We start from the raw sequence: 12,791 nt of genomic DNA on the forward strand, positions 1-12,791 counted from the left end.
CAGATTTTGCAACCGTCGTCCCTATGGCGGTTGTGAAAAATTCCCTCGCAGCCGCTCTGGCACGCCGTTCGGCGGGAATCCTGTCCTAAAACCGTCCATTTCTCACGCGGCCCTAAGATTTCTCCGCCGTTGGCCGACAGACTGGTGAGAAATGCGTGCACCAAAGTAGAGCGGCCAGAAGAACGCTGCCTGCGCTGTACATGGAATGTTGCAACCGGAACGCATCCCCACTTTTGGCATAAGAAGTCCCATGAAATGAATCTCAAGTTCAGCCATAAAATCCTCCTGGCCGCTTCGGGCGTCGTCGTCCTGGCGTTCGCGTTGTTCACGCTCTACAACGATTACTTGCAGCGAAACACCATTCGCCAGAATCTGCAGTCCTCTGTGCAGCAGGCCGGTGACCTCACCGCCAGCAGCGTGCAGAACTGGATGAGCGGACGGATTCTGGTGCTGGAAAACCTCGCGCAGAACGTTGCCCATCAAGGCAGGAATGCCGACTTGCCGGGCCTTGTCGATCAACCGGCCTTCACTTCGAACTTCCAGTTCACTTACGTCGGCCAGGCCAACGGTGTCTTCACCCAGCGCCCCGATGCGAAGATGCCGGACGGTTACGATCCGCGTCAGCGGCCTTGGTACAAGCAGGCCGTGGCCGCCGACAAAACCATGCTGACGCCGCCGTACATGGCGGCAGTCGGCGGCTTGGTGGTGACCATCGCCATGCCGGTGAAGAAGGACGGCGAACTGCTCGGTGTGGTCGGCGGTGACCTGAGCCTGGAAACCCTGGTCAAGATCATCAACTCGGTGGACTTCGGTGGCCTCGGCCATGCGTTTCTGGTCAGTGCTGACGGTCAGGTGATCGTCAGCCCGGACAAAGATCAGGTAATGAAAAACCTCAAGGACATTTACCCGAATACCAGCGTGCGCATCGAGAAGGGCAACCAGAATGTCGTGCTCAACGGTCAGGAGCGCATTCTCTCGTTCACCCCGGTCAGCGATCTGCCGAATGCGCAGTGGTACATCGGTCTGTCGATCGATCGCGATAAGGCCTACGCCGCACTCAGCCAATTCCGCACTTCGGCGTTGATCGCCATGTTTGTCGCGGTCGCGGCGATTGCTTTGCTGCTGAGCCTGTTGATCAACGTGTTGATGCGTCCGCTGACCACCATGGGCCGCGCGATGAAAGACATTGCCCAGGGCGAGGGCGATCTGACCCGGCGTCTGGTGGTCGAGAGCAAAGACGAGTTCGGTGAACTGGGCAGCGCGTTTAACCAGTTCGTTGAACGGATTCACGCATCGATTTCCGAAGTGTCGTCGGCGACTCGTCACGTTCACGACTTGTCGCAACGGGTGATGGCGTCGTCCAACGCTTCGATCGTCGGTTCCGACGAGCAAAGTGCGCGCACCAACAGCGTCGCGGCGGCGATCAATCAGCTGGGCGCCGCTACTCAGGAGATCGCGCGCAACGCGGCGGATGCTTCGCAGCACGCCAGTGGCGCCAGCGAGCAAGCTGACGACGGTCGTCAGGTGGTCGAGCAAACCATTCAGGCGATGACCGAGCTGTCGCAGAAAATCAGCCTGTCGTGCACACAGATCGAAACCCTGAACGCCAGCACCGACAACATTGGCCACATTCTCGATGTGATCAAAGGCATCTCGCAGCAGACCAACCTGCTGGCGCTCAATGCTGCCATCGAAGCCGCACGTGCCGGTGAAGCCGGGCGCGGTTTTGCCGTGGTCGCCGATGAGGTGCGCAACCTTGCGCATCGCACCCAGGAATCGGCGGAAGAGATCCACAAGATGATCACCTCGCTGCAGGTCGGCTCGCGTGAGGCGGTGAGCACGATGAACGCCAGTCAGGCGTCCAGCGAGCAAAGCGTGGAAGTGGCGAATCAGGCCGGCCTGCGTCTGGTCAGCGTGACTCAGCGTATCGGCGAAATCGACGGTATGAACCAGTCGGTGGCCGCTGCGACTGAAGAGCAGACTGCGGTGGTGGAAACTCTCAACGTCGACGTCAACCAGATCAACCTGTTGAACCAGCAGAGCGTGGCCAACCTCAACGAAACGTTGAAGGATTGTGATGCGTTGTCGCAGCAGGCGAACCGGTTGAAGCAGTTGGTCGACAGCTTCAAGATCTGATTCACAGATCGCAGACCGCGTTATCGTTCTTCGCGAGCAGGCTCGCTCCCACAGGGAAAATGCATTCCAAATGTTGGGAGCGAGCCTGCTCGCGAAAGCGGCGGTTCAATCACCGCCAAACCGATGCCTTAAACAAACAACTTCAAGACATTGCCCATCGCATCATCGGCAAACCCCTGCACGAAATCCCTGAATCCCGGCAACGCCTCTTCTCCGCCGGAAGCTGGTTCAGCAATGATCGTCCAGGTCGCTCGCGACTTCCCTTCGCTCAGCGATTCCACCTGCATTGCCGCCCACAGATTCGCCACCCCCAGGGTGTTGTAAATCGTCGTCCAGGTCATGCGCTGTGCCTGTTCATCGCGCGAGTTGAGTTGTTCGACCACGACGTTGCCGTCCTTGAAGATTTTCTTGCGCAGCGAAGACACGCCCTCGCCGGTCATTTCGGTGTGTGACAGCGCCGGAATGAATCGTTCGAAGCCAGCGAAATCGCCAACGATCGCCCAGACTTTTGCCGCGTCCGCCGGCACTTCCACCGACGACACAACGTGGCAGCCTTGCGGGTTTTTGATCAGGGTGTCGGGTTGCAGATTGCTCATGGTGTTGCTCCTTTGGGATGAGTCAGATGAAGTTGATTTCTTTCAGGTAGTCGCAGCCGCGACGCAGCAGCGCCGGGGATTTCTGTGGGTAGTGCGCGCCCATCTGCTGCACGCCGGCCTCGGCGTTGGCGTGGCCGATCAGCGAGATGTCGCCGATGTCTTCTTCGAAACCATTGAGGTAGAAACCGAGCACGCCGAACAGCGCGTTGTCGGCGTTGACCCGGTTCAGTTGCTGCTGCCAGTCGGCGACGCTGACCAGCGCAAACTCGCTGCCGGTTTCGCGGAACGAAGCGACGTAGGCATCCCAGCTCAGCGGCTCGGGGTTGTGCAGATTGAACACCGCGCGATCCGCTGAATAACGGCTGGCATGGAAGGCGATGAAGCGGGCGAGAAAGTCCACCGGCATCAGGTCGAAATTCAGCGCAAAGGCCGGTACCTGACCGAGCTGGATCGAGCCCTTGAGCATCAGCATCAAACGGTTCTTGTGCGGCTGGCAAACGCCGCTGAGGCTGTTGAAGCTGATGTTGCCGGGGCGATAAAGATTGACCCGTACACCGCGCTCGCGCGCCCGCTCAAGGATACGTTCGCCGACCCACTTCGACAGGTTGTAGCCGTTGCGAATGTAGATCGGCGGCGTCGCGGCGGCGGGCAGTTCCAGCACTCGACCGGCGTCATCCACGGTGCTGGATGCCGACAGCGTCGAGACAAAGTTGAAGAGCTTTTTGCGCTGCCCTTCGCACAGCTTCAGCAGGGCGAAAATCGGCTCGACGTTGTCCGCCGCCAGGGACTCGTAATCGAGCACGTGGTTGACGTTGGCGGCGTTGTGTACCAGTGCACCGAACTCGCGGTCCAGGCGCTGATAATCCTCATCGCCGAGACCCAGTTGCGGACGGCTGATATCAGCTGCGTAAACCCGCACACGACTCAGGTCGAGGTGCTCCAGACGGTTTTCGCGCAGTGCCTGAGCGAAGCGTTGCGCCGCCGTTTGCCCGGCGCTATCTCGCACCAGACAGGCCACCTCGCTGGCGCCCCAACCGAGCAGCGCTTCGACGATGTGCACGCCGACAAAACTGTTGGCACCGGTGACGATGACCTTGTGCACATCGCCCATGCGGCTGATCGGCAACGGTTCGATATCAAGCTCGCGCTCGGCGTCGGCCATGGCCTGGGCGCTGAGTACCGCGCTGTCGGAGCTGCCGCGCACCAGCGTCGCCAGTTTGCTGATCGTCGGCTGTTCGATGAAGCGATTGATTGAAATGCTTCGGCCGAATTCCTCACGCAAGCGCAGCAACATCCGCGACAGCAGAATCGAATGACCGCCGAGATTGAAGAAGCTTTCGTCAGTGGAAATGTCGCTGGTCGGCAGCTCCAGCAATTCGGCCCAGATCTCCAGAAGCAGCGCTTCGTCAGCATTGGCCGGCAGGCATTTCGCAGCGCTGTCCTGCACCGTCACCGGCAATGCAAGCAGCGCGTTGCGATCGACTTTGCCGTTGCTGGCGAACGGCATCTGCGCCAGTTCAGTCCATGCCATCGGCTGCATGTAGTCCGGCAGAAATTGCCGGGCATGCGCCTTCAATTCATCGCGGGCAGTCTCGGTCTGTGGCTGGGCGAGGAACGCCAGAATGCGCCGCTGATTGTCGATGACCACGGCAATCTGCCGATACAAGCGGCTCTCGCGCAGGCAGCGCTCGATCTCTTCCGGCTCGACACGGAAGCCACGGATTTTCACCTGATTGTCGCGCCGCCCGCACAGCTCGATACCATGCTCGCCCCATTGGGCCATGTCGCCGCTGCGGTAGGCGCGCAGGGTCTCGCCGCCGGGCAATGACAGGCTCAGATAACGCTCGGCGGTCTGCTGCGGATTGTTCAGGTAACCGAGGCAGACACCGGGGCCGACGATGAACAGCTCACCGACGGTTTGATCGGGCACCGGTTGCAGATCGTCGTCGAGAATCAGCACCCGACTGTTGGCGATTGGCCCTCCCAGCGTGCGGTTGCTGTCGCCCGGTTTGAGCTGGCGCGCGGTGATCAGCACGGTGGCTTCGGTCGGGCCATACAGGTTGTGCAGGGTGCCTTGGCGGGTCAGTTGCTCGATGACGTACGGCTCGCAGACATCACCGCCGGTCATCACCTGCACGCCCTCCAGTTGCTCCAGCGGCAGGATGCTCAACAGCGCCGGCGGCAGGAAGGCGTGGGTCAGTTGTCGTCGGCGAATCAGCGCAATCAGCTGCAAAGGATCGCGGCGCTGGGTGTCGTCGGGCACGACCAGTTCTGCCCCTGCGAGCAGGCTGGGGAAGATGTCGATCAGCGATGAATCGAAACTCAGCGATGAGAACTGCAACACCCGACTCTCGGCGTGCAACTGCACGTAGTCGGCGTACCACGCGGTGAAGTGGGCGAGATTGGCCTGGCTGAGCAGCACGCCTTTCGGATGCCCGGTGGTACCCGAGGTATAGAGCGCCATGCATGGCGCGTCGAGCTCCGGGCGGTGCTGCATCAGCGGCTGGTCGAGAGCGGCGTTCGGCGCTTCGATGCCACTGACATCCAGCCCCGCCATCGATTCGCTGAGCGCCTGCTGTCCATCGTGAAGCAACAGCACCGCGCCGGCGTTTTCCAGGATGTATTGCTGACGCGGCAATGGATGGCTCGGCTCCAGCGGCAAGTACACCGCGCCGCTTCCGAGAATCGCCAGAATCGAGGCGAACAGCGCCGGGCTTTTACCTTGGCAGACAGCGACCACCCACGGCTGCGGATGTTGCTCGAGCAAGGGCAGCAGCCGCTGTTGAATTGCCCGACTGTGGGCGTGCAACTGGCGGTAGTTGATGGACTGTCCGCCGTGGTGCAGGGCAGGTCGTTCGGCATGCTCGATCAGGCTCTGTTGCAGGCGCTCGATCAGCGGGATTTGCGCCTGCTCCAGCAGCGCCGGGTTTGCCGTGTCGTTGAGACGGTGGACGTACGCTAGCTTGTCGAGAAACAGCAGGTCTTCCAGGCGTTCGAAATCCGGCGCTCTAAGGGCCGGGGCATGGCGCAAATAATCGGCATCGCGGGAAAAGCGGCTGACCAGCAACGCCACCTCATCGACCACATGGGCAAGCGCTCGTTGGCGTAGCGACTGACCGTTGCCGGATGGCTCATCGCCAATCGGCACACGGCTGATCAGCGACGAGCCGAGGAAGCACAGCAAGTCGAGGGTCGGCAGGCCGCCATGGTCTTGCGCGGCGATACCCAGGCGCAGGTGCAGATGCGGGATCGCGCAGAAGTCGCCGGCAGCGATAAAGCCATCGTCGATGATCAGATCCACCGCCGTTTGAGCCACGCCGCTGCGGGTCACAGCATGGCCATGCTGTTCGAGCTCCCGGGCCAGATCGGTCATGGCCTGGCTGGCGCCGGTGAGCAAAATGTCGAGACGTTTCATGTCAGCCTCCTCAAACCAGATAGTCACGCAGGGCGTGCTGCACGCACGGTGTGTCGAGCAGCGAGCTGTTGTGGAAAAACCTGACGATGTTGCCCACCAACGGGTGGTGGCGATTGATCGGGAAGGCCAGTCCGGCGATTTCTTCGCGCAGACAATGGCGCGTGGTTTCGCTGACCGGCAGCGCATCGATCAGGCGCAAATCGAAGGACTTCTGGATGTCGTTGGTCAGGTAATGGCCGATGAACACCGGCAGAATCTGCGCGATGGTTTCGCGGTCCGCGTCGCTGGCGGTGTGCCAATAGATGCGCACCATCCGCGCCCAGAAACTCGAGTGGCGACCCTCGTCAAGCAAGTGGTCGGCAATCAGGCCCTTGATCGACGGCTTGACCGAATCGTCGCGGGCGAACGCCGCGACGTCGCCGGTCACGGTGTTTTCGGCGATCGCCACGCAGATCAATTCGACCGCGCTGCGCAGGTGTTGCGGAGCCAGCGCAACGGCGGCGGGAATCGCCCGGCTCAGTTCGATTTCATCGGGCAACGGAATCGGTTCGATACCGGTCAGTGCCACCGTTTGCTGCATGAAATCCATGGCCACCAGCGCGTGGTAATCCTCATCGACCACCACGGTCATCGCGTCGTAACGACAGGCGAACGGGAATGCCACGGCGAAGCGATTCTTGGCAATGCTGCGGGCGGTCTTGTCGACGATTTCAGTCTCGAAAATCACTACGTCGTTTATGAATTTGTACAACGTCTGCACCAGGGCGAAATCACGTTGTTGCGGGCATTCACGCAGGAAGGTTTCGCTGAGCACTAGCGGCTGGCGGCTGAGTGGATAGATCAAGCGCTGATCGTCTTCGAGCAACCGCCGGGGACGGGTGCGGATGGTCGCGCGGCTTTCCCAGGCGTCGGCGAAGGATTGATAGTCGGCAGCGTTCATTGGGCCACCTCGGCAACTTCCACGCCCATGCTCAGGCGCAGCCCGTCCCACAGGGCGATGCGGCTTTCCACGGCGGCGATGGCGCTGGCGTAGACCTTGGCTGCGCGCTGCGGATCGCCGTCCACCAGACGCTCCAGCAACTGTTCGGCGGCGGGGCCGTGATCTTCGGAATCGACTTCGATATGCCGTTGCAGGTAGTAGCGAAAGGTCGGTGCCTGTTCGATGCCGATGCCCCAGTCATCGAGGATGCGCTGGAACATCGTCGGAATAACGCTCTCGCGACCGTGCAGGAACGCGGCGGCAACGCTGTGTCCCGGCGCCTCCAGGGCAATGCGCAAGGTATCGCGGACAAACTGCGCGGCCGCCGGGTCGATGTCGACGCTCTGCAACGCGACGTCATAACTCACGCCTTCCTGCTGCAGGGCGACAAAGCGCTCTACCGCCGTGGTGCTCGCGCCGACTTCGCGCATCGCATCCAGGTACAACTCGAAGTGGCTGTAGTGGCCGGCATCGAGGCGATCGTCCGATTCCTCGCCCAGCACGATCTCGTTGATCAACCGAGCGGCGTGGGGATCGCGCGGTGGCAGCCAGGGTAAACGCGTACAGGTCAGTTCCTGTTGCAGGCGCTTGGTCAGCGACATGAAGTCCCATACGGCAAATACATGGGTTTCCATGAAACGGCGTAATACCGATAACGAAGTAATCTCGGAAAAGATCGGGTGAATACTCAGTTCGGCTTTCTTCAGGGCGAGTTGCTGCTTAGTGGGCATCATGATGTCCTTTATCATTGATTGAAGTGCACGGTTCTTTTCAGTCGCTGTAAGCGGTCGAGCAAGTTGGATAGCAAGTTGGTCGGGCAAATATTGATTGCGCTGTGGCGCCGTTGCGGCGCCACGGGGGCTGCGGTTGTTACGTGAGGTATGCCGCGCTGAACGGCGACGTTCAAACCTGGCGAGAGAAAAACTAATACAGGGCAAATGCATTTAACAAGTTTATTTTCAATTATTTTAAGTTGGCTGTTTTTTGAATATGAGAGTGGCCGATAAAACTTTCGGATCAAGTTTTATTTGGGCGTAGTTACTCCTTTCGGCTAATAACGGCCAAAATCGATAACAAGAGTGAATGCCTCACTCGAAGCAACTTTTTAAACAAGGGAAGTTTATGAATTCAAAGGGGGCGAAAGTTGGCCGGGACCGGCGCCATGACTTCCTGTTTCCCGTGACAAGGCTCCTTCCGTAGGTTCCTGTTGCGGGGACTGTGCCGTCAGGGCGGCGCGTCCCCGTTCTGTAGGGGTGGCGCTGGAAGAGTGCGGGTAAATTGCCGTCAGGGCTATTACCGATTGGTCATCGGCGGGCAGCGGAAACGCGTCGGCAGGGTCGGGGCGGTCGCCAGCGGGCACGCCGATCCGCTGCCAGACCCGGCAGCAGAGCGGTCGCGAAGATTTGTAAGGGGATTATTCGACGTACGAGATATCAGCGTGCGGTGTGGCGCTTCTGTGCGGCGGGAGTCGCGAGGTAGCGGGTGATGACCTCGACGCCACGGTTGAGGTGCTGCTCCAGCATTTCGAGCGAGCGCGGGATGTCCCGCTCGATCACGGCCTGGAGCATGGCGCGATGGTCATCCTGGGACAGCTTGCCCAGGCCCATGGCTTCCAGATTGAAACGCAGAAAACGTTCTTCTTCGTTCAGACCGTCCTCCACCAGGCGCAGCAGTCGCTGATTGGGCGCCTTGCTGTACAGGGCCATGTGGAACAGACGGTTGAGGCGGCCGATCTCGTTGTAGTCGTGCTGCGCTTCCAGTTCTTCGATGTAGCCGGCGGCGAGTTGATGCTCGGCCTCAGTCAGCAGCGGAATGGACTGCCGCAATGCCTCGGATTCGAGCAAAATGCGCAACTCGTAGGTTTCAGCGGCATCGCCCTGGATCAGCGGAGCGACCACGGCGCCTTTGTGCGTGGTGACGCTGAGCAGCTCCTGCGCTTCGAGCTGACGCAAGGCTTCGCGCACCGGCATGCGGCTGACCCCGAACAGATCGGCCAGATCCTGCTGGCGCAGCGCAGTGCCACAGGGCAGGCGGCCATCGAGAATGGCCGAGCGCAGAGTTTCTTCGATCACCGACCGGGCCAGATGCGCAGGAATCGGTCCTTCGACGTTGATGCTGTGCAGCGGTTTGGGCTTCTGAGTCACGACAACACACCCTGTAGGTCGCAATATTTGGATCCAAATGACACTAGTGATTGCTCTACAGGTTGTCAAACCTTGTAAAACGTTGCGCGGCAATCTCAAGTCTAGCGGGTCTTCGATGATCTCACGGTGCCATTGTTTTTTGCCGGGCTAAGCTTCACCATCAAACGCTTCCTTTCTGTCCTTCTGGAAACCTGCAGTGGCGGTACGTTTCGCGATCCCTCGGACCTTGCGCTGGCTTGGCTGCGCATTGCTGCTGGCCGGCGTCATGCTGGGCGGTCTGCACGCCGATTGGGATTTTTCCGCGATCAGCCGCAAGGCCAGTGCTCTTTATGGGCCACTGGGCGCCGGGCAGCAGCGCATCGATGCCTGGCAGAATCTGCTGGCGACGCAGAAGCAGGCCAGTGAGATGGACAAGCTCAAAGTGGTGAACCTGTTCTTCAACAAGCAGGTGCGTTACGTCGAAGACATCGATCTGTGGCGCGAAGTGGATTACTGGGAAACCCCGATCGAAGCGCTGTGGAAGGGCGCCGGCGACTGTGAAGACTATGCCATCGCCAAGTATTTCAGCCTGCGCCATCTCGGCGTTTCCAGTGACAAGCTGCGCATCACCTACGTCAAGGCGCTGCGGCAGAACCGCGCGCACATGGTGTTGACGTACTATGCGACCCCCGACGCCATGCCGCTGGTGCTCGACAGCCTGATCGATCCGATCCAGCCGGCTGCGCAGCGGACCGATTTGCTGCCGGTCTACTCTTTCAATGCCGAAGGTCTGTATCTGCCAGGCGCCAAGGGCAATAAAAAGGTCGGCGACACCAAACGCCTGTCGCGCTGGCAGGATGTGCTGAAAAAAATGCAGGCCGAAGGTTTTCCGGTCGAGACGACTAACTAGGAGCACGCGCTCAGATGTCTTTGTTCAAACAGCTGTTGATCGCTATCTGTCTGTTCCTGGTCGTGGCCTTCACCGGCAGCTTCATGGTCAGCCTGGAGAGCTCGCGCACCCAGTACGTCAACCAGTTGCGCTCCCACGCACAGGACGCGGCGACGGCGCTGGCGTTGTCGCTGACGCCGAATATCGACGACCCGGCGATGGTCGAGCTGCTGGTCAGTTCGATTTTCGACAGCGGTTATTACGCGAGCATCCGCGTGGTCGACGTGAAGACCGAGCAGACCATTGTCGAGCGCAGCGGTACCCCGGCGGTGAGCAATGTGCCGGACTGGTTCGTCAAACTGATCGGCCTCGAGCCGGCCGGTGGCGATGCGCTGGTCAGCCGTGGCTGGGAGCAGGCGGCGCGGGTCGAGGTGGTCAGCCATCCGATGTTCGCCGTGGCCAAGCTATGGCAGAGCGCACTGGGCAGCCTTGGCTGGTTGCTGATCTGCGGCGCATTGAGTGCGGTGCTCGGCGCGCTGTTGCTGCGTCGGCAGTTGAAGCCCCTCGATTACATGGTTCAGCAGTCCCATGCGATTGCCCGCCGCGAGTTTCTCAGCCTGCCGGATCTGCCGCGCACGCCTGAATTGCGTCGCGTGGTGCAGGCGATGAATCAGATGGTCGAGAAGCTCAAGACGCTGTTTCAGGAGCAGGCCGAGCGCAGTGAAAAACTGCGTACCGAGTCCTATCAGGACAACCTCACCGGCCTGGCCAACCGTCGTTATTTCGAGATGCAACTGAACAACCGTGTGAGCAACCCGGAGCAGGCCAGTTCCGGTTATTTGCTGCTGTTGCGGGTCAAGGATCTGGCCGGGCTCAACCAGCGTCTCGGCGGCCAGCGTACCGACCAATTGCTCAAGGCCGTCGGCGAGCAACTGACCCGCGAGTGCGCCAGATATCCACAAACCCAGGACTTGGTCACGCGTATTCGCGGCGGTGAATTCGCCGTGCTGGCGCCGGGGCTGGTGCGCGAGGAAGCACTGCAGCTGGCGCAGAATCTCGACAATGCCCTGAGCAGCCTGCATGCCACTGGCGCAACCGATGTGCCGGCGGTGGCTTCGATCGGGCTGGCGCCCTTCGCCCACGGTGACTCCCCGCAAGCGGTGCTGACACTGGGCGATCAGGCGCTCGCGCAGGCCGAAGGGCAGGGCGAGCAGAATTGGGCGTGTATCGATCAGAGTCTGGTGGCGGAGGTCGGTGATGACCATCACGCTTGGCATCGACTGCTGGATCAGGCCTTGAGTCAGCAGCGTTTCGAGTTGTATTTCCAGCCGGTGGTCGCCGCGCAGGACACGCAACTGGTGCTGCATTACAAGGTCCTGTCGCGCCTGCTCGACGAGCAGGGCCAGACCATTCCCGCCGGGCGCTTCCTGCCGTGGCTGGAGCGCTTCGGCTGGACCGCGCGGCTTGATCGGCTGATGCTCGAACGCGTGTTTGATCAGATGAAAGGGCACGAGGATTCGCTGGCGCTGAACCTGTCCTCGGCGACGCTGGCCGACCCGCAGGCGCTGAACAAGGTCTTCGAGATTCTGCGCGCGCATTCCAATCTCGGCGCGCGTCTGACTCTGGAAATTGGCGAGGAGCAGTTGCCTGAACAGGCGGTGCTGGAGCAGTTGACCCGACGCCTGCGCGAGCTCGGTTTCTCGCTGAGCCTGCAGCGCTTCGGCGGGCGCTTCAGCATGATCGGCAACCTGGCGCGGTTGGGTCTGGCGTACTTGAAGATCGATGGCAGCTACATTCGGGCGATCGATCAGGAGAGCGACAAGCGCCTGTTCATCGAAGCGATCCAGCGCGCAGCGCACAGCATCGATCTGCCGCTGATTGCCGAGCGGGTCGAGACTGAAGGGGAGCTGTCAGTGATTCGCGAGATGGGCTTGTATGGCGTGCAGGGGCAGTTGCTCGGTGAGCCGAAGCCTTGGGGGTGAGCCAATAAGCGCCCTCACCCTAACCCTCTCCCAGAGGGAGAGGGGACTGACCGTGGGATATTTACGAGATACGCCGACGTGCAAGAGCTCCACTGAATCCAAAATCGACTCGATCTCTCAGGTCGATGGATAGCGCAAGACACCTCGATCGGCCCCCTCTCCCTCCGGGAGAGGGCTGGGGTGAGGGTAAGCTTTGGATCCTGGGAGGATCAGATCAACCCGCCCTCATCCTCATCGATCAACTGGCTCAACCCGCCCAGCGCTTCACGTGCCTGGGTACGGTCCATCAGTTTGGCCTGGGCCGCCGCTGGCAGGTCGGTGACGCGGATCACGCCTTTCTGGGTCAGCACCTGAATCAGGTCGTCGAGTACCCGAATCATTTCAAAGTCGCTCTGCTTGAGCTGTTTGAGGCTGTTTTCCACGGCTTCGTTGGCGTACCACGCCTGAATCTCATGGTTATCGGCGGGCAGCGTTTCCGTGGCCTCGGCGTACGCCGCAGCTTCCACGCGAATCAACTGGCCTTGCGCATCGCGTTGCACGTAAAACATTGAGCATCCCTCACAAATGAACAGCGTCATGCTGTCAGCAGCATAGCCAACTGCGCGCCAGTATGCGGGGCGCCGATCAAATCGTCACCGCTACATTGCCCGCAAACGCGACGGCCGCCTCAC

Annotated in this window: 9 protein-coding genes and 1 pseudogene; 4 read left to right on the forward strand and 6 right to left on the reverse strand. The window is 60.6% G+C overall.

The window, feature by feature from the left end; genetic code table 11:
- Nucleotides 1–255 precede the first annotated feature (255 nt).
- Nucleotides 256–1,281: pseudogene (locus ACZ9BE_RS25215) on the forward strand (HAMP domain-containing protein); the annotation flags it as partial.
- Between the two features lie 69 nt (nucleotides 1,282–1,350).
- Complete coding sequence (locus ACZ9BE_RS25220) at nucleotides 1,351–2,136, forward strand: methyl-accepting chemotaxis protein (protein ID WP_370593577.1); 786 nt, start codon at nucleotides 1,351–1,353, stop codon at nucleotides 2,134–2,136.
- A 128-nt stretch (nucleotides 2,137–2,264) separates the two neighbouring features.
- Here ACZ9BE_RS25220 and ACZ9BE_RS25225 read toward each other — a convergent pair whose 3' ends face one another.
- From ACZ9BE_RS25225 to ACZ9BE_RS25245, 5 genes are all read right to left on the reverse strand, one after another.
- A complete protein-coding gene (locus ACZ9BE_RS25225; RefSeq protein ID WP_310219489.1) occupies nucleotides 2,265–2,732 on the reverse strand; it encodes an SRPBCC family protein in 468 nt (155 codons plus the stop codon).
- Between the two features lie 22 nt (nucleotides 2,733–2,754).
- Complete coding sequence (locus tag ACZ9BE_RS25230; protein ID WP_476250054.1) at nucleotides 2,755–6,147, reverse strand: non-ribosomal peptide synthetase; 3,393 nt, start codon at nucleotides 6,145–6,147, stop codon at nucleotides 2,755–2,757.
- A 10-nt stretch (nucleotides 6,148–6,157) separates the two neighbouring features.
- Nucleotides 6,158–7,087 carry a diiron oxygenase gene (locus ACZ9BE_RS25235; protein ID WP_476250055.1) on the reverse strand — a complete coding sequence of 310 codons (930 nt, stop codon included), beginning with the start codon at nucleotides 7,085–7,087 and terminating at the stop codon, nucleotides 6,158–6,160.
- A complete protein-coding gene (locus tag ACZ9BE_RS25240; RefSeq protein WP_476250056.1) occupies nucleotides 7,084–7,860 on the reverse strand; it encodes a DUF3050 domain-containing protein in 777 nt (258 codons plus the stop codon). Before ACZ9BE_RS25240 ends, ACZ9BE_RS25235 begins: the two co-directional genes overlap by 4 nt.
- Before the next feature lie 699 nt (nucleotides 7,861–8,559).
- Nucleotides 8,560–9,270 carry a GntR family transcriptional regulator gene (locus tag ACZ9BE_RS25245; protein WP_476250057.1) on the reverse strand — a complete coding sequence of 237 codons (711 nt, stop codon included), beginning with the start codon at nucleotides 9,268–9,270 and terminating at the stop codon, nucleotides 8,560–8,562.
- A gap of 196 nt (nucleotides 9,271–9,466) precedes the next feature.
- On the opposite strand from ACZ9BE_RS25245, the gene lapG reads away from it, so the two are divergent.
- Nucleotides 9,467–10,159 carry a cysteine protease LapG gene (gene lapG, locus ACZ9BE_RS25250; RefSeq protein ID WP_256811911.1) on the forward strand — a complete coding sequence of 231 codons (693 nt, stop codon included), beginning with the start codon at nucleotides 9,467–9,469 and terminating at the stop codon, nucleotides 10,157–10,159.
- A gap of 14 nt (nucleotides 10,160–10,173) precedes the next feature.
- The gene (gene lapD, locus ACZ9BE_RS25255) at nucleotides 10,174–12,120 is read left to right on the forward strand and encodes a cyclic di-GMP receptor LapD (RefSeq protein ID WP_476250058.1); all 1,947 of its coding nucleotides are present in this window, start codon (nucleotides 10,174–10,176) and stop codon (nucleotides 12,118–12,120) included.
- Between the two features lie 209 nt (nucleotides 12,121–12,329).
- On the opposite strand, the gene ACZ9BE_RS25260 is transcribed toward lapD, so the two are convergent.
- Nucleotides 12,330–12,668, reverse strand: coding sequence for a hypothetical protein (locus ACZ9BE_RS25260; RefSeq protein WP_016772279.1), 339 nt, complete (start codon nucleotides 12,666–12,668; stop codon nucleotides 12,330–12,332).
- Nucleotides 12,669–12,791: the final 123 nt, after the last annotated feature.

This window comes from Pseudomonas sp. TE9122, from assembly GCF_056278925.1.